Source organism: Bacillus sp. FSL R5-0593 (assembly GCF_038603755.1).
In the GTDB taxonomy this organism is placed as follows: Bacteria; Bacillota; Bacilli; order Bacillales; family Bacillaceae; genus Bacillus; species Bacillus velezensis.
Genome location: NZ_CP152011.1, coordinates 1555935 through 1577331 on the forward strand (window position 1 = coordinate 1555935; position 21397 = coordinate 1577331).

At 45.4% G+C, this 21397-nt stretch carries 25 protein-coding genes; 16 read left to right on the plus strand and 9 right to left on the minus strand.

From position 1 onward, the window contains the following. Positions 1–2 precede the first annotated feature (2 nt). From pdhB to lpdA, 3 genes are all read left to right on the plus strand, one after another. Positions 3–980 carry a pyruvate dehydrogenase complex E1 component subunit beta gene (gene pdhB / locus NYE36_RS07820; RefSeq protein ID WP_059367064.1) on the plus strand — a complete coding sequence of 326 codons (978 nt, stop codon included), beginning with the start codon at positions 3–5 and terminating at the stop codon, positions 978–980. 123 nt (positions 981–1103) lie between these two features. Continuing rightward, the gene (gene pdhC / locus NYE36_RS07825; protein WP_012117474.1) at positions 1104–2432 is read left to right on the plus strand and encodes a pyruvate dehydrogenase complex dihydrolipoyllysine-residue acetyltransferase; all 1329 of its coding nucleotides are present in this window, start codon (positions 1104–1106) and stop codon (positions 2430–2432) included. Between the two features lie 4 nt (positions 2433–2436). Further along, positions 2437–3849, plus strand: coding sequence for a dihydrolipoyl dehydrogenase (lpdA, locus tag NYE36_RS07830; protein WP_007409663.1), 1413 nt, complete (start codon positions 2437–2439; stop codon positions 3847–3849). Between the two features lie 47 nt (positions 3850–3896). On the opposite strand, the gene NYE36_RS07835 is transcribed toward lpdA, so the two are convergent. Next, positions 3897–4271: a hypothetical protein gene (locus tag NYE36_RS07835; protein ID WP_007409664.1), complete on the minus strand. Its 375-nt coding sequence runs from the start codon at positions 4269–4271 to the stop codon at positions 3897–3899. Positions 4272–4518: 247 nt separating this feature from the next. Here NYE36_RS07835 and NYE36_RS07840 point away from each other — a divergent pair, with 247 nt between their 5' ends. Together NYE36_RS07840 and NYE36_RS07845 are read left to right on the plus strand one after the other, a co-directional pair. Continuing rightward, positions 4519–5319, plus strand: coding sequence for a polysaccharide deacetylase family protein (locus NYE36_RS07840; protein WP_094032414.1), 801 nt, complete (start codon positions 4519–4521; stop codon positions 5317–5319). A 113-nt stretch (positions 5320–5432) separates the two neighbouring features. Beyond that, positions 5433–5552: a GapA-binding peptide SR1P gene (locus NYE36_RS07845; RefSeq protein WP_003154518.1), complete on the plus strand. Its 120-nt coding sequence runs from the start codon at positions 5433–5435 to the stop codon at positions 5550–5552. A 47-nt stretch (positions 5553–5599) separates the two neighbouring features. On the opposite strand, the gene NYE36_RS07850 is transcribed toward NYE36_RS07845, so the two are convergent. Next, on the minus strand, positions 5600–7072 hold the full coding sequence (locus NYE36_RS07850) for an aminotransferase class I/II-fold pyridoxal phosphate-dependent enzyme (protein ID WP_094032415.1): 1473 nt from the start codon (positions 7070–7072) through the stop codon (positions 5600–5602). A gap of 179 nt (positions 7073–7251) precedes the next feature. Here NYE36_RS07850 and NYE36_RS07855 point away from each other — a divergent pair, with 179 nt between their 5' ends. Continuing rightward, a complete protein-coding gene (locus NYE36_RS07855; RefSeq protein WP_007409667.1) occupies positions 7252–7518 on the plus strand; it encodes a UPF0223 family protein in 267 nt (88 codons plus the stop codon). Between the two features lie 34 nt (positions 7519–7552). Here the strand turns inward: NYE36_RS07855 and NYE36_RS07860 are convergent, their stop codons facing one another. Further along, positions 7553–8185: a DUF1054 domain-containing protein gene (locus NYE36_RS07860; RefSeq protein ID WP_265450912.1), complete on the minus strand. Its 633-nt coding sequence runs from the start codon at positions 8183–8185 to the stop codon at positions 7553–7555. Between the two features lie 236 nt (positions 8186–8421). On the opposite strand from NYE36_RS07860, the gene NYE36_RS07865 reads away from it, so the two are divergent. The 3 genes from NYE36_RS07865 (at position 8422) to NYE36_RS07875 (ending at position 9980) form a co-directional block, all read left to right on the plus strand. Continuing rightward, positions 8422–8610, plus strand: a complete 189-nt coding sequence (locus tag NYE36_RS07865) for a hypothetical protein (protein WP_003154513.1) — start codon at positions 8422–8424, stop codon at positions 8608–8610. A gap of 133 nt (positions 8611–8743) precedes the next feature. Next, positions 8744–9541 (plus strand): inositol-1-monophosphatase, encoded by a 798-nt coding sequence (gene suhB, locus NYE36_RS07870; protein ID WP_007409670.1) that lies wholly within the window; start codon positions 8744–8746, stop codon positions 9539–9541. Continuing rightward, positions 9528–9980 (plus strand): GNAT family N-acetyltransferase, encoded by a 453-nt coding sequence (locus NYE36_RS07875; protein WP_095353016.1) that lies wholly within the window; start codon positions 9528–9530, stop codon positions 9978–9980. The genes suhB and NYE36_RS07875 overlap by 14 nt, the downstream gene beginning before the upstream one ends. A gap of 51 nt (positions 9981–10031) precedes the next feature. Here the strand turns inward: NYE36_RS07875 and NYE36_RS07880 are convergent, their stop codons facing one another. Then, positions 10032–11597: a M4 family metallopeptidase gene (locus tag NYE36_RS07880; protein ID WP_342496886.1), complete on the minus strand. Its 1566-nt coding sequence runs from the start codon at positions 11595–11597 to the stop codon at positions 10032–10034. A 322-nt stretch (positions 11598–11919) separates the two neighbouring features. Between NYE36_RS07880 and NYE36_RS07885 the strand changes: the two genes are divergently transcribed. From NYE36_RS07885 to NYE36_RS07900, 4 genes are read left to right on the plus strand one after another with little or no spacing between them, the layout of a single operon-like run. Beyond that, entirely contained in the window at positions 11920–13857 is a 1938-nt protein-coding gene (locus tag NYE36_RS07885) for a hypothetical protein (protein WP_265450915.1), read from the plus strand. Beyond that, the gene (locus tag NYE36_RS07890) at positions 13847–14116 is read left to right on the plus strand and encodes a hypothetical protein (RefSeq protein WP_062623334.1); all 270 of its coding nucleotides are present in this window, start codon (positions 13847–13849) and stop codon (positions 14114–14116) included. Before NYE36_RS07885 ends, NYE36_RS07890 begins: the two co-directional genes overlap by 11 nt. Next, entirely contained in the window at positions 14117–14638 is a 522-nt protein-coding gene (locus tag NYE36_RS07895) for a sigma-70 family RNA polymerase sigma factor (RefSeq protein ID WP_017417714.1), read from the plus strand. Then, the gene (locus NYE36_RS07900) at positions 14635–14928 is read left to right on the plus strand and encodes a zf-HC2 domain-containing protein (RefSeq protein WP_063095327.1); all 294 of its coding nucleotides are present in this window, start codon (positions 14635–14637) and stop codon (positions 14926–14928) included. The genes NYE36_RS07895 and NYE36_RS07900 overlap by 4 nt, the downstream gene beginning before the upstream one ends. A gap of 38 nt (positions 14929–14966) precedes the next feature. On the opposite strand, the gene NYE36_RS07905 is transcribed toward NYE36_RS07900, so the two are convergent. Next, positions 14967–15584: a hypothetical protein gene (locus NYE36_RS07905; RefSeq protein WP_144664974.1), complete on the minus strand. Its 618-nt coding sequence runs from the start codon at positions 15582–15584 to the stop codon at positions 14967–14969. A gap of 309 nt (positions 15585–15893) precedes the next feature. Beyond that, positions 15894–16082 carry a YlaF family protein gene (locus tag NYE36_RS07910; RefSeq protein ID WP_003154504.1) on the minus strand — a complete coding sequence of 63 codons (189 nt, stop codon included), beginning with the start codon at positions 16080–16082 and terminating at the stop codon, positions 15894–15896. 111 nt (positions 16083–16193) lie between these two features. Here NYE36_RS07910 and typA point away from each other — a divergent pair, with 111 nt between their 5' ends. Continuing rightward, positions 16194–18032, plus strand: a complete 1839-nt coding sequence (gene typA, locus NYE36_RS07915) for a translational GTPase TypA (protein WP_007409675.1) — start codon at positions 16194–16196, stop codon at positions 18030–18032. Positions 18033–18088: 56 nt separating this feature from the next. Further along, positions 18089–18409, plus strand: coding sequence for a YlaH-like family protein (locus NYE36_RS07920; RefSeq protein WP_265450917.1), 321 nt, complete (start codon positions 18089–18091; stop codon positions 18407–18409). A gap of 41 nt (positions 18410–18450) precedes the next feature. On the opposite strand, the gene NYE36_RS07925 is transcribed toward NYE36_RS07920, so the two are convergent. Next, positions 18451–18660 carry a YlaI family protein gene (locus NYE36_RS07925; RefSeq protein WP_007409677.1) on the minus strand — a complete coding sequence of 70 codons (210 nt, stop codon included), beginning with the start codon at positions 18658–18660 and terminating at the stop codon, positions 18451–18453. 101 nt (positions 18661–18761) lie between these two features. Beyond that, on the minus strand, positions 18762–19385 hold the full coding sequence (locus NYE36_RS07930) for a YhcN/YlaJ family sporulation lipoprotein (RefSeq protein WP_012117484.1): 624 nt from the start codon (positions 19383–19385) through the stop codon (positions 18762–18764). A 154-nt stretch (positions 19386–19539) separates the two neighbouring features. Here NYE36_RS07930 and NYE36_RS07935 point away from each other — a divergent pair, with 154 nt between their 5' ends. Further along, positions 19540–20868, plus strand: a complete 1329-nt coding sequence (locus NYE36_RS07935) for a PhoH family protein (protein WP_015417407.1) — start codon at positions 19540–19542, stop codon at positions 20866–20868. On the opposite strand, the gene NYE36_RS07940 is transcribed toward NYE36_RS07935, so the two are convergent. Continuing rightward, positions 20863–21339, minus strand: coding sequence for a peptidyl-prolyl cis-trans isomerase (locus tag NYE36_RS07940; protein WP_144664975.1), 477 nt, complete (start codon positions 21337–21339; stop codon positions 20863–20865). The genes NYE36_RS07935 and NYE36_RS07940 overlap by 6 nt on opposite strands. Between the last annotated feature and the right edge of the window lie 58 nt (positions 21340–21397).

The following is a 21397-nucleotide window of genomic DNA, read 5'->3' on the forward strand; positions in this document are numbered from 1 at the left end:
CCATGGCGCAAATGACAATGATTCAAGCGATCACTGATGCGTTACGCACAGAACTGAAAAACAATGAAAACGTTCTGCTTTTCGGGGAAGATGTAGGCGTTGCCGGAGGCGTATTCCGTGCAACTGAAGGCCTTCAAAAAGAATTCGGTGAGGACCGCGTATTTGACACGCCGCTTGCTGAATCCGGTATCGGCGGTCTGGCTCTCGGTTTAGGCCTGCAAGATTACCGTCCTGTTATGGAAATCCAATTCTTCGGATTCGTATATGAAGTAATGGATTCAATCTCAGGACAAATGGCTCGTCTCCGCTACCGTTCCGGCGGACGCTGGACTTCTCCGGTGACAATCCGTTCTCCATTCGGCGGAGGGGTTCATACACCTGAACTTCACGCTGACAGTTTGGAAGGCCTTATCGCTCAGCAGCCGGGTATTAAAGTTGTTATCCCATCCACTCCTTACGATGCAAAAGGACTGTTGATTGCCTCTATCAGAGACAATGATCCGGTTGTTTTCTTAGAGCATATGAAACTTTACCGTTCTTTCCGTCAGGAAGTTCCTGAGGAGGAATACACAATTGAGCTAGGCAAAGCTGATGTGAAACGCGAAGGTACTGACCTTTCTATCATCACATACGGCGCGATGGTTCATGAGTCGCTTAAGGCTGCTGAAGAGCTTGAAAAAGAAGGCGTTTCTGCTGAAGTTATCGACCTTCGCACTGTAAGTCCGCTTGATATTGATACGATTATTGCTTCTGTTGAAAAAACAGGCCGCGTAATTGTCGTGCAAGAAGCTCAAAAACAAGCCGGCATCGCTGCCAACGTTGTAGCTGAAATCAATGACCGCGCGATTCTGAGCCTGGAAGCTCCGGTTCTGCGTGTTGCGGCGCCTGATACAGTATTTCCTTTCTCGCTTGCTGAGAGCGTATGGCTTCCAAACCATAAAGACGTTCTTGAAACTGCGAAAAAAGTTCTTGAATTTTAATCAGGCATCATAAAAGACGGTAAAGAGAGTCCTTTTCTCTTATATGAAGGAGTCTGTTTACTAGGTTCAATGCTTGCGAATGCATAACTAAAATTTGCTTAATCAACTAGGAGGTCGAAAACTGTGGCATTTGAATTTAAACTTCCGGATATCGGGGAAGGTATCCACGAAGGCGAAATCGTAAAATGGTTTGTTAAGCCGAACGACGAGGTAGAAGAAGACGATGTTCTGGCTGAAGTGCAAAATGATAAAGCAGTGGTAGAAATTCCTTCACCTGTTAAAGGAAAAGTATTAGAATTAAAAGTTGAAGAGGGAACAGTTGCAACTGTTGGACAAACGATTATTACGTTTGACGCACCTGGTTACGAAGATCTTCAATTTAAAGGAAGCCATGATTCAGGAGATGCGAAAACTGAAGCTCAAGTTCAGTCGTCTGCTGAAGCAGGGCAGGATATCTCTAAAGAAGAGACTCCTAAAGAGCCTGCAAAAGAAACCGGCGCAGGACAGCAGGACCAAGTGGAAGCTGATCCGAACAAACGCGTGATCGCGATGCCTTCCGTACGCAAATATGCCCGTGAAAAAGGCGTGGATATCCGTAAAGTAACAGGTTCAGGCAATAACGGACGTGTTGTAAAAGAAGATATCGACAGCTTTGCAAATGGAGGAGCGGCTCAAGAAGCGGCACCGCAAGAAACAGCTGCACCTCAGGAAACAGCTAAACCTGCAGCGGCTCAGGCTCCTGAAGGCGAATTCCCTGAAACACGCGAAAAAATGAGCGGTATCCGTAAAGCGATCGCGAAAGCAATGGTGAACTCTAAGCATACTGCACCGCACGTAACTCTTATGGATGAAGTTGACGTAACAAATCTTGTTGCTCACCGCAAACAGTTCAAACAAGTTGCTGCTGATCAAGGCATCAAGCTGACTTATCTGCCTTACGTCGTCAAAGCATTAACATCCGCTTTGAAAAAATTCCCTGTTTTAAACACATCTATTGATGATAAAACAGATGAAGTGATCCAAAAACATTACTTCAACATCGGAATTGCAGCGGATACCGAAAAAGGCCTGCTTGTGCCGGTAGTGAAAAATGCCGACCGTAAAGCCGTTTTCGAAATCTCTGATGAAATCAACAGCCTTGCAACAAAAGCGCGTGAAGGCAAGCTTGCACCTGCGGAAATGAAAGGCGCTTCTTGCACGATCACAAATATCGGTTCTGCCGGAGGCCAATGGTTCACACCGGTTATCAACCATCCAGAGGTTGCGATTCTCGGTATCGGCCGTATTGCTGAAAAAGCGATCGTCCGTGACGGTGAAATTGTAGCTGCTCCTGTCTTAGCTCTTTCTCTCAGCTTTGACCACCGTATGATTGACGGAGCAACTGCACAAAATGCGTTAAACCACATCAAGCGTTTACTGAACGATCCACAACTTATTTTAATGGAGGCGTAATGTTATGGTAGTAGGAGATTTCCCTATTGAAACAGATACTCTTGTGATTGGTGCGGGACCCGGCGGCTATGTAGCTGCCATCCGCGCTGCTCAGCTTGGACAAAAAGTAACAGTCGTTGAAAAAGCAACTCTTGGAGGCGTTTGTCTGAACGTCGGCTGTATTCCTTCAAAAGCGCTCATCAATGCAGGCCATCGTTACGAGAATGCAAAACATTCAGATGACATGGGAATCACTGCTGAGAACGTAACGGTTGACTTTACAAAAGTCCAAGAATGGAAAGCTTCTGTTGTAAATAAGCTTACCGGCGGTGTTGCAGGTCTTTTAAAAGGAAATAAAGTGGATGTTATAAAAGGGGAAGCTTATTTCGTAGACAGCAACTCTGTCCGTGTAATGGATGAGAACTCTGCGCAAACATACACATTTAAAAACGCAATCATTGCTACCGGTTCTCGCCCTATCGAATTGCCAAACTTCAAATATAGCGAACGCGTTCTGAACTCTACAGGCGCACTTGCGCTTAAAGAAATTCCGAAAAAGCTCGTTGTTATCGGCGGCGGATATATCGGTACTGAGCTTGGAACAGCGTATGCGAACTTCGGAACTGAATTGGTTATTTTAGAAGGCGGAGATGAAATTCTTCCTGGCTTCGAAAAACAAATGAGTTCTCTCGTTACCCGCAGACTGAAGAAAAAAGGCAACGTTGAAATCCATACAAGCGCCATGGCTAAAGGCGTTGAGGAAAGACCTGACGGCGTAACAGTTACATTCGAAGTAAAAGGCGAAGAAAAAACGGTTGATGCTGATTACGTATTAATCACTGTCGGACGCCGTCCGAACACTGATGAGCTCGGCCTTGAGCAAGTCGGTATCGAAATGACTGACCGCGGTGTCATTAAAACAGACAAGCAGTGCCGCACAAACGTACCGAACATTTACGCAATCGGTGACATCATTGACGGACCTCCATTGGCTCACAAAGCGTCTTACGAAGGTAAAATCGCTGCCGAAGCTATTTCAGGAGAGCCGGCTGAAATCGATTACCTCGGTATTCCGGCGGTTGTATTCTCTGAGCCTGAACTGGCTTCTGTCGGTTACACTGAAGCACAGGCGAAAGAAGAAGGCATTGAAGTCGTTGCAGCTAAGTTCCCGTTTGCAGCAAACGGACGTGCGCTGTCTCTTAACGAAACTGACGGCTTCATGAAGCTGATCACTCGTAAAGAAGACGGTCTTGTAATCGGTGCGCAAATTGCCGGCGCAAGCGCTTCTGACATGATTTCTGAATTGAGCCTGGCGATCGAAGGCGGAATGACTGCTGAAGATATCGCAATGACAATTCACGCTCACCCGACATTGGGCGAAATCACTATGGAAGCTGCCGAAGTAGCAATCGGAAGCCCGATCCATATCGTAAAATAATAATGTAACAAAGAAACAGCCCCCGTTTGTAAAAGCGGGGGCTGTTTTTATTGTGCAAGCACATGCTGCATAGGTTTGATGATATCCTCTTTTTTCTTTACGGATCCCTCAATCTTCATGACCACATGCCGATGATTGATCACCATCAGCGCAGGGAACGTGTTGATTTCCTCTTCCCATCCCTTTCTGTTGTCATAAACCTTCATTTGATCGACATGATGGGGATATTTCTTTTCTAAATCAAGAATCGCATCGTAATAAGGCACTTCTTTATCTATATGATTTTCATCGGAAAAAAACAAGATTTGAGTGTGATGAATGCTGTCGATCCGGTTTTTTGTGAATGGACTGACAGTAGAAACCGAACAGCTTGACAGAACGAACAGCATCAAAAAAAAGGGAATCACCGTACGGTAGCGCATCTATCTTACTCCTCTGTTTTATATAATATATGGGTTCATCCATTTATAAGCCTATATCAAGTGTATCACGAGAGGTGAAAAACCTAAGGCTTGTTACTGAATTGTTATATAATTGAAACCGTTTTTAATGAAGAAATAATACGTGTGACAACTTGCGCAGCCGATGTGTAAAAAAGGCACATTGTTTTTCGTGAGAGCGCTGTTTTTTCGTTATACTGGGAGCAAAACCATATCAGGAGGGATTGTCATGTATAAAGCCGCTGCAGCTGTCATATGTATGTGCTTACTCGCCGGCTGCCAATCAAATGAAAAGATGCAAACAAACAAACCCCATTCTCAAGCCGCGGCCAATCATGCCAAACGGGAAAACCACCATACAAAAGAGGAAAAACAGAAAAAACAGAAGGCGGAGCCCCGTTACTATATCAATCCGAATAGCTTTTCTGTGGAAAAAATGGATGAACAGAAAGAGAAAAAACCGATCGCATTGGTAACGATCGATGACGCGCCTGATCAGCATGCCGCTGAGATTGCGGACAAACTGCACGATCTCAATGCGTCAGCGATCTTTTTTGTAAACGGACATTTTTTGAAAAAAGATGAAAATAAGAAAGCGCTTAAGCATATTCATGAGTTAGGTTTTATGATCGGTAATCATACAATGACTCATCAAAACTTAAAAGATCTTTCCGAACAAAAACAACGTGAAGAAATCATTGGCGTCAATAAAGCGGTTGAAAAGGTAATAGGAGAGAAACCCGCATTTTTCAGGGCGCCTTTCGGAAGCAATACGGACTACAGTGACAGACTTATAAAAAAAGAAGGTATGGTGAAAATGAACTGGACCTTCGGGTATGATTGGGATCAGAAATATCAATCCAAAAAAGCGCTTACCGATATCACACTGAGCAGTCCTTATCTGCGGGACGGGGCCAACATATTGATGCATGACCGGAAATGGACGGCGGAAGCCATGCCGGACATTGTAAAAGGATTGCGTCATAAAGGATATACTGTGATTGATCCTCGAGCTATAAAAAGACCGTAAAAAATAAATGTGTTATACAATTTATCAGTTGACATATTAAATGTGACATAATAATATAATAACAACAAGTGAAAATTAAGCGTTTTCAAATTCTGAGAAATGGGGAATGACAGATGGGTACAATTGTTTGCCAAGACTGTAACGAAGCGATTCATTACTTTGAGGATGAGAAGGTCACGACGTTATACGGAACATGCTGCGGACAATGCCAGTGTCATCTTGAAGAAGAGTAAAAAGCGTAAAAAGGCCCGAAACGATTTCGTTTCGGGCTTCTTTATGTTTATTGGATGGCTTTTTGCTCTTTGATGACTCTGATCATTTCAAGCGTTGCATCTTCGGGACCCTGCACAGGAAGGCCGGCGTCCAAGTTTTTAAAAATGTAGCTGATATTTTCTTCAGTAATGATCTCGCCCGGAATAAAGATCGGAATTCCCGGCGGGTACACCATGACAAACTCTGCGATGATCCGTCCCGCGGATTCTTTTAACGGAATGACTTCCGTATTTGCGTAAAACGCGTCTCTTGGCGTCATCGCTAACAGAGGAATTTCAGGAAGCAGAACTTCGGTTTGCTGATGAGCATAGTCATTGTCGGAAGCCTGCTTTGAAATGTCTGTAAGCGCGCTTACAAGACGGTCGGCATCTCTCGCTCTGTCGCCGGGGGTGAAAATACATAAAATATTATACAAATCGGACAGCTCGACTTCGATATTATATGATTCGCGGAGCCATTTTTCAACGTCATGACCCGTCAGGCCGAGGTTTTTGACCGAAATGATTAATTTAGTCGGATCATAACTGAATGCAGCTTTAGACCCTGTGATTTCTTCGCCGACACAGCGGATGCCTTCAATTTGATTGAGGCGTTTCCGTGTCTGATCCGCCAGCAGAATCGTATCTTCAAGAAGGTCGCGGCCTTCTGTAGCGAGGCGTTTTCTTGCGACATCCAGTGAAGCGAGAAGCAGATAGGATGTTGACGTTGTCGTCAGCATGCTTAAAATCGACTGTACTCTTTCTTTGGAAACAAGACCTTCTCTCACATTTAAAATGGAGCTCTGCGTCAGGGAGCCTCCCAATTTGTGCACGCTTGTGGCTGCCATATCAGCGCCCGCCTGCATGGCGGACAGAGGAAGCTTATCATGAAAATGAATATGCACGCCGTGCGCTTCATCGACAAGCACAGGCACATCGAAAGAATGCGCGAGCTTTACAATGCTGCTCAAGTCAGCTGCCACACCGAAGTACGTCGGATTTATGACAAGCAGGCCTTTTGCGTCAGGGTGCTCCGTCAAAGCCCGCTCGGCGGACTCAAGCGTAATGCCGTGAGAAATTCCGAGCTCATCGTCAATTTCCGGGTGAATAAAAATCGGCACCGCTCCGGAAAATACAATGGCCGACATAATGGATTTATGAACGTTTCTCGGGATGATGATTTTATCTCCGGGTCCGCATACGGCCATGACCATCGTCATAATGGCGCCGCTCGTCCCTTGTACGGAAAAGAAGGTATGGTCTGCGCCGAATGCTTCCGCGGCCAGATCCTGGGCTTCTTTAATGATGCCCTTTGGCGCATGTAAATCATCCAGAGGTTCGATATTAATTAAATCTATGCTTAACGCGTTTTCTCCGATAAATTGTCTGAATTCCGGATCCATTCCCGCGCCTTTTTTATGGCCCGGAATGTGGAATTGGACAGGCTGTCTGTCCGCGTGCTTTTTCAGTCCGCTGTACAGGGGTGTTTCATGTTGCGGCAATTGTTTTCCCACCTTTATCATAATACCTACGGATTAGTTTGTATTACATTCAGTTTTATTACCCGTTTTTTAAACGTAAAACAAATGAATTATATTATGAACTTGAAAGAAAGTAAAGAACAATTTATGATCTATGGAAGATGCTTATTTTGAGCATGATTATAAAGGAGTGAAGACATTTGGAATATCAATATCCGATGAATGAGGACTGGACGACAGAGGAGGCCGTGGATGTCATTGCTTTTTTTCAGCAGGTGGAAAACGCCTATGAAAAAGGAGCTGACCGAGACAGACTTCTGAATGCGTACCGCCGCTTTAAAGAAATCGTTCCCGGGAAAGCGGAGGAAAAGAAAATCTGCAGCCAATTTGAAGCTGACAGCACCTATTCCCCGTATCGGACTGTGAAACAGGCGAAACAATCAGATCAAGCGATTATCAAAATGTAGACAAAGCGAGCCGGCAATCGGCCCGCTTTTTATGTTATGAGACTTTCTGAGTCAGTGTGTATAAAAAGGAAAGCTTCCTAAAAGCATCTTCAATGGTTTGCAGGAATTCATTGTTGTTCATGTTGATCACGTCTTCTTTTTGCAGCTGAATGCCGCACAAAAGCTCTGCTTTTTTCACTGTCTGCAGGCGTTCAAATAATGTTTTCAGCTGCTCCTGATCCATGTCGGACTGCTTGTACGCCCCTGGCTTCGTATGATCCGGCGACCATACAAAATGACCGGGAATCTGTTTTGTGATGTCCTCCTGCTTCGCTGCCAGCAATCTGCCGTATTCCTCTTTTATCGGAGATTCATAAATGATGGCAAACCATACAAACATATGAGTGTCCCATAAACCGATCTGAAAGTGAGGGAGTTTCTTATACCCGCGTTTGCTGTTGGCAAAGGCAACCCAGCTGTCAGCCGGCGGGTTGACAGATCTTCTCGCGTGCTTGGCGACATGCGGGAACATTTCATCGCCTGTCAATGCTGACAATGTCGGTGCGAAATGCTCTCCTAACAAGGTCAGCTTCGGACGGACTTGTTCTTTTAACACCTCCATGCGCGGATCTAAACCTTCTATTGTAAATGTATCGAAGTCTTCTTTTGTAAAACGCATCTGAGTCATCTTTTTCCTCCTTATCGTAAGTATTCATATTTTACCACAGCCGCCGCCGGCCGCAAAAACATTGAGAACGTTTGAACCGAGAGGATTGGTGGTAAAAAACGAATAGGTAAACACACAATTTTAAGAATGTTGTTACAGCCGAATATAAGTTTCCATACGATATAAGAAGTATCATTAATAAATTGGAAAAATGGGATGCTTTTTTAACAAATGATCTCTGGAAGGGGCGAAAGACAATGAGGCAAGTGGTGAAGGAAGGATTCAGGGAGGAAAAAAATAACCGTGTAGCTGTCTGGAGACTAGAGGTTGATTATGAATTGGCAACCCTGTATGAGGCCATGCAAAAAGAGAATGAAGATCAAATCGATCTCAGCAAAAGAAAACTGGAACGTCTCAGAAAAGAATGGATTCGGCTTAACGGATAAAGAATAGTAAAAACGAACCGCAGGAAATGGTTCGTTTTTACGTGAGAAGGCATTTTTTTCATTTTCCTTGCTTTTTCATCGCCTTTATCAGTATGCTATAGAATAAGCTATACATAGAAAAGAGGTACACGGTATGACAAATTGGACGGAAATTGATGATATCGCAAAACAATGGGTAAAAGAAGCCGGAACGAGAATCAGACAATCCATGCAGGAAAGCTTGACGATTGAAACAAAATCAAATCCGAATGATTTAGTCACAAATATTGATAAAGAGACGGAGCGCTTTTTCATTGACCGTATACAGGGAACTTTTCCCGGACACCGGATTCTCGGAGAAGAAGGGCAGGGGGATAAACTCCGCTCCCTTGACGGAATCGTCTGGATCATTGATCCGATTGACGGAACGATGAATTTTGTCCATCAAAAGCGGCATTTCGCGATCTCCATCGGCATCTTTGAAGACGGAAAAGGCAAAATCGGCTTAATTTATGATGTGATGCAGGACGAGCTGTATCACGCCTTCAGTGGAAAAGGGGCTTATCTGAACGACACGCCGCTTGCTCCTTTAAAAGAAGCTTCCATTGAAGAAGCCATTATTGCAATCAATGCCACATGGGTGACGGAAAACAGAAGGATTGACCCGAGTATTTTGGCGCCGCTCGTAAAACGGGTCAGAGGAACGCGTTCCTACGGCTCGGCGGCACTTGAGCTCGCCAGTGTTGCGGCCGGCCGCATTGACGCATACATTACGATGAGGCTCGCGCCGTGGGATTACGCTGCCGGCTGCGTGCTGCTGAACGAAGTCGGGGGCATTTACACGACCACAGACGGCGAACCGTTTACGTTTTTAGACAACCACAGCGTGCTTGCGGGCAATCCGGCAATACATAAAATTATCTTTGACGACTATTTACATGCTGACAGGTAGAGATTTTGAAGAAGAAGATCTCGGGTTTCTGGAGCAGCTGGCGGCTGCACACCCGGTGTGGAAAAACGAAGAGTTCGGAACAAAAAATGCGGCGGAGTTTATGCTTGCATACTCCATGTACAATGGAACGTGGCTCGTATGGGAGATTGACGGCGCTCCTGCCGCCGTCAGTTTTCATTTGGAATGGGCGCCTTCAAACGGAAAACCGTGGCTCGGAACCGTGGCCGTCGCTCCGGAGGCAAAAGAGAAAGGAATCGGACGCGCGGTCATTGAAGAGATTGCGGGCCGGCTGAGAGGGGAGCATAAAGCGATGTTTTCAGCCGTTCCCCTGGACAGGCATGAATGGGTTTTGTTTTTAAGCCAATGCGGCTTTGAACAGCTTAAGCTTGAAAAAGACGATCGGGAAAAGACATATATGATCATGGTGAAGCCATTGTGAAATGTTTCGGATATAAAAAAGAGACCGGATTTCTCCGGTCTCTTTTCTTGTTTACAAGCCGACCGCACTCCAGGCCGCTTCTACGCTTGCAGCGTCTTGAGAGCCGTAAAGGTCCCGCGCTGATTGAATCAAAGCTGCTTTTGCATCTTTAAAGTTTGATGACGGAGTGAGATATACCGTTAGTGCGCGATAGTAAATCTGCTCCGCTTTTTTCACGCCGATTTTTGTAATCGTGTTGTAAGCGGCTTTGTTCGGAATTCCGCTGTTTGTATGCACGCCGCCGTAGTCGCCGGCATCAGTGTTCGGAAGGTTTTGGTAATTTTTGTAATGGTCGGGCTGTCCGTATTTTGTCGGAGTGGATAAACTGCGGAGAGCCGGCTGGCTGACCGTAATATCTTCACCGATATCCCAGTCCTCAGTATCATTGAAGTATCCGAATACATCAGAGAAGGATTCGTTTAAAGCGCCCGGCTGATTTTCATAGTTCAGGTTGGCTGTTTCCTGTGTAACACCGTGTGTCATTTCATGGGCCGTTACGTCCATTGAACCGGAAAGAGGCGAGAAGAATGAGCCGTCACCGTCACCGTAAATCATTTGGTCGCCGATCCAGGCCGCGTTATTGTATTTGCTGCCGTAATGAACGGAAGATACGATTTTGCCGCCTTTATTGTCGTAACTGTTGCGTTTAAACGTCTGATAGAAATAATCGTACACTTTGCCGAGATTGTAATGCGCATCAACGGCAGCGCGCTGAGAAGAAGTTGTGAACTGGTTGGTAGTGCTTGATACGAGCGTGCCCGGCAGGTTATACTGTCGGTTTTGCAGATCGTACGTAATAATTTGCGTTCCGGTAGGTTTAGAAAGATCGCGCATTACATATTTGCCGCTTTCAGAAGAAATATTTAATGAGACCGTTTTTCCTTTAAGAGTCGTACCTGTTCCGGTTGCAGCGGCATGCTCCACTTTGTTTTGCTTTTTCAGGACTTTCCCTGTCTCCGCATCAACGGTTACTTCCCAGTTAGCTGGTTCCGGTTCGATGTAGCGGATGGTTACATCATAGGCGAGGCGGTATTTACCGTCTTTTGTGGCCGCTGCTTTCAGCTCGGCTTTGTTTTTGTTTGCAACGTTGCCGTTAGAGACGGCTTCAGGTGATTTGCCGATTGCTTTAAAAGCATGATCCAGCGCCTGATTTGCAGATAATTTTTTGCTGTTTGCCGTTTTGGCAGAAGCATCGTTGTTTAATTCACCGTTAATCGCATAGACATTGTTGGATTTATCGACGTGAATAATGACTTGCGAGTCTTTCACAGGCACACCGTTAACGACAGGCACATAACGGAAGTGCTTGTAGCCGAGATCATCGGTCGTGTGGTCAATCAGCTTCAGTCTCTCAGAAGGGTTGCCTTTGAAGACTTTGCCGTTTTGTTTCAAGTATTGCTTGATTGCTTTGTCACTGACTGAAGGCAACTCAGACTGCACCAAAGAATACTTCGGCACAAAGTTCGTCAGGTTTTCTTTAAGCTGAGGATTCTCAGCGGCCTGAACACCCGGAAGACTGATAGTTAAACTCATAAAGGAAGCGGCGACAGCAACAGACAATTTCTTACCTAAACCCACAATAAATCCCCCTTTTTGAAAATAATGAAAACTTATATTGTTATAATAAACCAGCATTCTCTCATTCTGCAATATAAAACTAGACTCCGCTGATGAATTGATAGAATCGTCCCGGAAAGGCTTCCGGCGGCCAGCATCGGGGGATAAGCCGAGAGGCACGTGTTGAATCAGACATGAGTCGAATGATGCGATTTATTCTGAAAAAAATGACAAATGAAGTCGGGAAAAATGATAGGGGAAAAATGTTCCAATCTGTAAAACTTTTTTTATAGCCGTTTGTCTAAACAGGTGAGGCCTTAATAAACGAAAAGGATTGTTTCAGATGTCAGAGATTTTCAGTCATTTTATTCAGCATTTCGACAGGTATTTCATTTTAAGCAGACAGAGCGTGTTGATCATTCAGTGGTCAGCCGTCTGCCTTGCTGTTTTATATGCGCTGACTTTTCATCCGAAAATCAGCCGTGAGAGAGTTTGGTTTTATTCAGGAATTCTGCTCAGGGCCGTATTATTAGCGGGCATAACAGTTGAATTGGTTCATCAGGTGCAGAGTACTTACTTTAGCGCGCACTATTTGATATCGGAAGAAAGAGAGCTTCTTCCGATCGTTCATCTCTTAATGTATGGGTATGTGCTGCTCACCGCGTTTCACTATATGCTCATGCCGCGGGAGCAGAGGGGAAAGGGCATGTTTTATACGTTTGATCTCACTGTGGTGGCACTGCCTGTCATTCAGCTGATCTTCAGCTTTTTCACTTTCTGGAATATCAGTCCCGATGCGATGGCGGGGGAGGATATAGTTTCGATGCTATGTTTTATTACGGTTGTTTTACTTCTGCTGATTTCTATGAATGTTTTATTCTTTAAAATGTATTGGAAACCGAGACCTGTTTTTATCGGAGTGTTTTATGTTGGAGTCATCGGGCTGTTGGTGTGGGTGCTCGCTGCGCCCTCGGCAGGTGTAACAAAAGATTACGGCAGACTTCTCCCATTTACGGTGTATTTAACGATGGCCGGTTTTCTGATGACCCATCATTTATTTGATCGGTCAGACAGGATCAGACAGCGGACGAAAAGCTTTCTTGCGGCGGCAACGGCCGCTGGTTTTATTGTCTTTTTGAATCCGGTATACAATGCGGGCGATGCAGCTTTTGCGGTTTCAAAGCCGATAGCTGAAGATTCTGTTGATAATGTGGGTGAACATATCACTTCAGACCAAGCGGAACGGATCCTTACATCATTTTTTCCGGCTGAGAATCCGATTTATTTAACAGAAACCAATCAGGACCTCCATTACTTTTACCGTTTTAAAACGGAAGATTACGAAGCGGAAGTGGACGAGGTTTCCCAATTGATTACAAATTATCAATATTTCAAAAAACCGAAAGGCCGCACTTTTACAGAAGAGGAATACCGGAAAAAGTCGCTGGATTTCTTGTCGGCACACGGCCGAAAAATAAAAACACAAGGCATTCAGACAACAGTGAGAAAAGAAAACGGACAGTTTGTCGTGGAGATTGCGCCGAAAACACAAGGGACGAAACACGAAGATTCGGGCACAGTATTTTACTGGGAAAAAGACACCATTATGGGTTTTTCAGAAGACCCGTCTATTTATCAGCTTGAGTCACTGCCGCAGGTGCATATGACGGAAAAAGACATAGTGAAAGCATCAAAAGCCGCCTTTCGTACGCTTCAAATGCCTGATCAGACATTTGAAATCACAAATACGGATATAAACAGCCTGATCGGCAGCAGTTTGACCGTAACTGCGAATAACGGAACGGAGCTGATATTTGATGCAGTATCCGGACGTCTTATGAAAATCAGAGTCTCACCTGACAGCACCGTTTTAACAAAAACAGAACTTCAGAAGAAGCTTTTTTCATTGCTGGACGCGGATACTTCAAAGCTTAGACAAATTGATAAATCGGAAGGCAATCTCGTTTTTGAAAACTCTGAAGGCACATTCGTTTATATGCTCCGAAATGAAGAAGGCATGAAAGAGGCCTCATTCTACGGACAGGTAAGTGCCAAAACATTCCCGCATACATACAGAGACGGACAAACAGCATTCAAAAAAGTGGCGGCAGCTTATAACGGCATCATTTACAAAAAGCGGGTGAAGCCTGTCATAGCGGTGAAAGACGGCGTAACATATAACGCATGGCTCGTCATTATTCAGCCGTTCGGTTCAAATCGTCATGACGCATATGTAGTGAACGCGGATACTTACGAGGCGGTGAACCTTTATGAACAATAAAGAAAAAAAGGCTGTCTTCTTCGATTTATACGACCTATATAAGGAGGGGGAACTCGAAGGCGGCACGCTCCAGTGGATGAAAGAACATGAGCTTTTATTCGGAGCTGAGGCGGAAAACAGAGAAGGGCAGTATGAACATGGTTTGAATGCGCCGTCCGGCGATATCCGCCAGATTAAATACATGAAATGCCTGACGTATGGATTGTACGGATTCTTCATTGTGCTCTCAATCTGGATGACAGTGTGGTTTTACTTTTAAATGAAAAACAAGATGTCAATTGAACAGCTGTACCGTGAACATTATCAAGATATTATGTATTACCTTTACAGACGCACACAACATGCTGAGACCGCTAAAGACCTCGCTCAGGATACATTTATGAAAGCATTTAACGGGCTTGAGTCGTTTAAGGGCCATTCGTCTATCAGAACGTGGCTCTATGCAATTGCCCATCATACCTTCATCAATTGGTACAGACGTGATAGAAAATATCAATTTTCAGATATCACCCTGAATGAAGGGCTTCAGCAAACAACATATGAACTGCCGGAGCATTACGTCGCCCGGACAGACACTCAGAATGCGCTGACCGGGCAGATTCAGCGTCTGAAAAGCGATCAGCAGACTGTTTTAATTTTAAGGGAATTTCAAGAGCTGTCTTACGAAGAGATTGCTGATGTTTTGGACTGGAGTCTTTCGAAGGTGAAGAGCACCCTGTACAGGGCGAGAATGCAGCTGAAACAGCACTTGGCGGAAAAAAGGAAGGACGGACAGATATGACTTGCTGTTTAGTGAGAGATTTACTCCCTTTATATATTGAAGGCGATTGTGAAACAGAAACGGAGCGGTTTATTTCCCGCCATCTTGAATCATGCGGTAAGTGCGGGAGTTTATATCATATGATGAAGGAGCCGTTTGACCTCGGCAGCCCTGAGATGAAGGCGCCAGCCTGTTATGCAGAAGAAGAAAGGCGGTTTAAGGAACGGTATTACGGAAAGCTGCTGATAAAAGCAGCCTGTTTGTTCGGCGCTGTATTTCTTATCATGCTGGTCCTTAAACTGCTTATTTAAAAAAACGCCCGGCTGAATGACCGGGCGTTTTAATCCGTTTACTCAGCCGGATGAAAGGCTGTATAAATGCCTTCAAGCAATTCCTGGGGCAGTGAATTAAAGAATCCCGCACACAGCTTTGCTTCTTTTTTTCCTGCTCCTGCTTTTTCAGCAAGTTCCTGATCAAATGTATACACACCGTCTTCTTCAATCAGCGCAGATTGAAGGATATGAAGACTTTGGGAAAAAGCGGTGAACAGCTGATCAACGATAAGGGCCTCTTTTTCCGTAAAGCCGAGCTCCACCGCTTTTTCTTTATTAAATGTATATTCGCCGTCCGTTTTCTCAATACATTGGGAAAGTACGGTTAAAAATTCGGTTGAACTGTCCCACAGCTTTTGAATGATCTGGGCTTGTTCTTGATCTAATCCCAATTCAACCGCTTTTTCACCGTCAAAATAATAGACACCGTCTTTTTTGTAAATCGATTGGCTGATGATGTCAATGAGTTTTGCCGCGTCTTCCGGTGTTTTCTCTGCGGAAGCCTGCAGGACATGCGGTTCATTTGCCTGAATCGTTTTTGCGCCGGCAGAATCAAGCGGACTGAATGCAAGCAAGGCGGCTGAGGCGGTTGCGGCGGCAGTTACAGCGGTTTTCTTCAAAAAAGATGTTTTCATTTCGTTCTCTCCTTGTCATGTGTATTTGCTTACAGCCACAAGTATAAAAAGACAATGATGGAATTGAAATAGGAGGTATGGTATTTTCTGCATAACGATGCCGGACTATTTCAGACTGCATATTCTGAGGGAATCTGCTGATGTAACTAGAATGGGAGCTGTCATTTCCGGCTTCCTGACTAGGCGGCGGGGGAGATAAGCCTTACATCTCAGCCTGTTTTGAGGATGTAAAAAAGCCTGAATCTTTGATTCAGGCTTCATTAGATATTTTCTTTCCATGTTTACGGAATTTTGCAAAGGGTCATGCTTTTAATCAAGCAGTCCCTGTTCGCGCATTTTTTTCTTTACGGTGAAACCGCTTCCCATCATGGCGATAACGAGAACAATGCTTCCGATGATGCCCCATGCGCTTTTCTCAGCGATTGATACGCCGATCAGCATCATGCTGAAGACTGCTGCGAATGCAAATAATAATAAGAGCCAATTCAATTTTTTCATATTTCCATCCCCTTTAACGTCATACTTTCAGTTTACAGAAAAACGTAACGCTTTTAAAGAGGATGTGTGGTATAATATGAAAGTTATCTAATTTTTTTAGGAGATGAAAATGTGAAACTTCGAAACGATCTTCGCAACATCGCGATTATTGCCCACGTTGACCATGGGAAAACGACTTTGGTAGACCAATTGCTTCACCAAGCCGGAACATTCCGTGCCAACGAAAATATTGCCGAACGCGCAATGGATTCAAACGATCTTGAACGTGAACGCGGTATTACAATTCTTGCGAAAAATACTGCGATTAACTATAAAGATACACGCATTAATATTTTGGACACTCCGGGACACGCCGACTTCGGCGGAGAGGTAGAACGGATTATGAAAATGGTTGACGGCGTTCTGTTAGTCGTTGACGCATATGAAGGCTGCATGCCGCAAACCCGTTTCGTACTGAAAAAAGCCCTTGAGCAGAACTTAAATCCGGTTGTCGTCGTAAACAAAATCGACCGTGATTTCGCCCGCCCGGAAGAAGTCATTGATGAAGTGCTTGATTTGTTCATCGAGCTTGACGCAAACGAACAACAGCTTGAGTTCCCTGTCGTCTACGCTTCTGCGATTAACGGAACGGCAAGTCTGGATCCGAAAAAGCAGGACGAAAATATGGAATCACTGTATGAAACGATTCTTGAACATGTCCCTGCCCCGGTAGATAACGCCGAAGAGCCTCTTCAATTCCAAGTGGCGCTGCTTGATTACAATGATTATGTCGGCCGTATCGGTATCGGACGCGTTTTCCGCGGCACGATGAAAGTGGGTCAGCAGGTTTCATTGATGAAACTTGACGGAACGGTAAAATCATTCCGCGTAACGAAAATCTTCGGTTTCCAAGGATTGAAACGCGTGGAAATTGAAGAAGCGAGAGCGGGAGACCTCGTTGCCGTTTCGGGCATGGAAGACATCAATGTCGGTGAAACGGTTTGTCCGGCTGACCACCATGAGCCGCTGCCGGTTCTGCGCATTGATGAGCCTACGCTCCAAATGACATTTGTCGTAAACAACAGCCCGTTTGCAGGCCGTGAAGGCAAATATGTCACAGCCCGCAAAATTGAAGAGCGTCTGAACGCGCAGCTTCAAACAGACGTCAGTCTTCGTGTCGAACCGACTGCATCACCTGACGCATGGGTTGTTTCAGGACGCGGTGAGCTTCACCTGTCCATTTTAATTGAAAACATGCGCCGTGAAGGCTATGAGCTTCAAGTGTCTAAACCTGAAGTTATCATTAAGGAAATCGACGGCGTAAGCTGCGAGCCTGTTGAGCGCGTGCAGATTGACGTGCCTGAAGAGCATACCGGTTCTGTTATGGAATCAATGGGTGCGAGAAAAGGCGAAATGCTTGATATGATTAATAACGGAAACGGCCAGGTCCGCCTGATCTTTACCGTACCTTCACGCGGACTCATCGGCTATTCTACTGAGTTTCTGTCACTGACACGCGGTTTCGGTATCCTGAACCACACGTTTGACAGCTATCAGCCGATGCAAAAAGGCCAAGTCGGAGGCCGACGTCAGGGTGTGCTCGTTTCCATGGAAAACGGAAAAGCGACATCTTACGGAATTCAAGGTATTGAAGACCGCGGCGTCATCTTCGTTGAGCCCGGAACAGAAGTATATGAAGGCATGATTGTCGGCGAACATAACCGTGACAATGACCTTGTCGTCAATGTCAGCAAAATGAAACAGCAGACAAACGTCCGTTCCGCTACGAAGGATCAAACGACTACGATTAAGAAAGCGCGCATTATGTCGCTTGAAGAATCACTCGAGTACTTAAACGAAGATGAATACTGTGAAGTAACGCCGGAATCCATCCGTTTAAGAAAGAAAATCCTGAATAAAAACGAACGTGAAAAAGCGGCGAAAAAGAAAAAAACAGCAGGAATGTCTTAATCACTTGCAGAATTTGAAAAGGTAGAACCCGAACGGAAAAGGGGAGGGGGATCTTTTTGAATGAAGTAAGTGAACGGCTGTCGTTCTTTGCGGCCCTTTACCAAGTGGATGAGCATCCGCTGACGGGAATGTGGCTGTTATACGGAACGATCGTCGTGCTTTCGGTAATTGTATTTAAACTCGGCTTTGCCAAACGGCTGCCGGTGTTGAAGGCTGCGGCAGTTTATCTCTTTCTCGCGCTCGGCTGCACCGTGCTGACTTTTTTCGGTGTGTTTCTGCCGGTCGGAGAAGGGCTTGTTGTCGCCGCCTTGATTTTGATCGTTTACAAAATCCGTCTGCACCAGTCCAAAAAAAGCCAGTCAGCTAAACCGCAATAAAAAAATGACCTTGCCTTCCGGCGGGTCATTTTTTATTCGGTTTATTTTTTCAGTTTATCTTTTTTCGCTTTTTGTCCGGGATGAAAGGAAAAGTGTCCGGTATTCAGCCGCGCCTCCGTTTTGACTTTGATTCGGTCATGGCATTCCCGGCACATATATGTATGAATCGGACGATTGCGGAGGCGTTTGGCTGTCAGTGTTTCATCATCAATTTGTTCGATTTTGTCGCAAATGGAACATTTTACTCTCATTGATTTTCACCTCTTTCACTATGACAAGCATTATATCATGGATGCCCCTCCTGCCAAAGGGAAAGAAAGCAGCGCCCTTCCTATGGAGCGGGCGCTGCTTTTTACCGGCGGTTTTTCATATGATGATCCGATTGATCGTTCTGTTCGTTCTGCAGCTTGTTCTGGTCTCTTTGGTTCAGCTGATCATCATTCGATTGAGTCGGTGATTCTTTTTCATTGTCGGTCACATCATTCGGGACTTCCGGCATGACACGGCCGACGATGGCGGCAAGTTCGTCCAAAATGCCTGAAACGGGGCGGCCGGCCTTAATGTCGCTGCCCATGCCTCTCAGGCGGGAAACCGTATCAGGATCAGCCACGACAACGGCATTGGCGCCGTAAGGATCGTTTTTTAACGCCTGGGCAACCGTGTATTTAATGCTCTCCACTTTGCTTCTTTCTAAATTGTCATCCACATCGATACCGACAACGGAGTATCTTCCGAGTACAACCGCGGTGGCATCTGAAATGCCGGGGATTTTTTCGGTTACCTCAACGAGATGCTTAGCGATGTCTGTCCGGCCGGGATTTTCAGCTGTCTCAGGAGCCGTATTTTTCACATGGATCGGTTTTGCATCGCGCTGATCGGCTGATTCGTTCTGAATATTACGGCCGCGGCCGTCCTGTACAGCAGTGCAGCCGGTAAGGATAAACAAGGCTTGTATGATAATGAAAAGAATTCGCACGTCAGATTTCCTCCTTGAATGCTTTCATTTATTTTATTGTTGAATTAACCTTCTATCTTTATTCACCAAATCATATATTTTAGCAGGCATCCCCGTTTTTCGCGGAAAGAGAAGCACACGATGGGCTTTGATCCTTATTTCAGGAGGCTGAGACTTGAGTAAAATTTATGTGTTAGATACGAATGTACTTTTGCAGGATCCTAACGCCATTTTTTCCTTTGAAGAAAACGAAGTTGTCATCCCCGCCGTCGTGCTGGAAGAGGTCGATTCAAAAAAGCGGTATATGGACGAGGTCGGGAGAAATGCGAGGCACGTATCTAAGCTGATAGACGGGCTCAGGGAGAAAGGAAGGCTGCACGAGAAAGTTCCGCTTGAAAGCGGAGGAACGCTCAGAATTGAACTGAACCACCGGTCATTTCACCAGCTCCAAGAAATTTTTATCGAAAAAACGAATGATAACCGCATTTTGGCGGTGGCAAAAAATTTAAGCCTTGAGGAGGAAACGAAAGAAAACGGCCGCCTCGTCATCCTGGTCAGCAAAGATGTGCTTGTCAGGGTAAAGGCGGATGCCATCGGGCTTTTGGCGGAGGACTTTTTAAACGACAGAGTCGTTGACCATGATGAAATATATAGCGGGTACAAAGATATATTTATGAATAAAGAGCGGTTTGCCTCGTTTTATAAAGACAAACAAATTTCAGTCAAGGAGCTTCAGCAGCATCAGGTTTATCCGAATCAATTTGTGCTGATGAAAGATGAATTAGGAGGATCTTCGTCTGCGGTCGGCATGACAGATAAGAAAGGCGAGACCGTAAAAAGACTCGTTTTCGATGATGAGCATGTATGGGGTATCAGGCCGAAGAACGTCCAGCAGACAATGGCGCTTGAACTCCTGCTGAGGGAAGATATCCCGCTTGTCACCCTGATCGGAAAAGCGGGAACGGGAAAAACCTTGCTTGCTCTCGCGGCAGGGCTTCTGCAGACGGAGGATCTCGGTATTTATAAAAAACTGATCGTCGCGCGTCCCATCGTCCCGGTGGGAAAGGATATCGGATATTTGCCTGGCGAAAAAGAGGAAAAGCTCAAGCCGTGGATGCAGCCGATCTTTGATAATCTTGAATTTTTATTCAATGCGAAAAAGCCGGGTGAACTTGAAGCGATTTTGGCAGGAATCGGATCGATTCAGGTGGAGGCGCTGACATACATTCGGGGGAGAAGCATTCCGGATCAGTTTATTATTATTGATGAGGCTCAGAATTTGACGAGGCACGAGGTCAAAACGCTTTTGACTCGGGTGGGAGAGGGCAGCAAAATTGTCCTGATGGGCGATCCGGAGCAAATAGATCACCCATACTTAGACAGTTTAAACAACGGACTTGCTTATGTTGTAGAACGGTTTAAAGAACAAACCGTCTCCGGCAGCGTGAAGCTTGTGAAAGGTGAGAGATCCGGCCTTGCACAGCTTGCCGCCGATTTGTTATAAAACTTCGATTTCTGTGACGCCCGTTATCGGTTTTTCAAAGTCGCCGTCCACGTAAAAATGGACCGGGCCGCCGTCTTGAAGGGGTTTCCCCGCATCGCTGAAATGCGCGATTGCGTCCATCGCCTTTTCTAGCGGCACTTCGGTTCTTTCTGATTTTGAAATAAATGCGCACAGGACAGCGCTTTCTTTCGGCTCGGCATTTGCTAAAACAGCGCCGAGCTTCATGGCGAAGCTGCCGTTCATCAGTCTTTCTTTTTCATAACGTTTTTCGCTTTTTAAAGTCGGCGGCGAAATGCGCCCTTCTCTGATCACCCGTTCCGGATCAAGCGTATGCTCCTGGGTTTCTGCAGAGCCGTCCGGATGAACGGGCTGATTTTTTTCAAACGGAAACTTGCGGTCATCGAAAATCCAGACACTCGGATCAATTGTAATCGGATATATAACATTGCCTTTTACCTGAATAACGCTCATGGTGAAGCCCCCCTTTACTTAAAGTATAAAAGTTTTCGCATGAATTGTCACTTTGCGT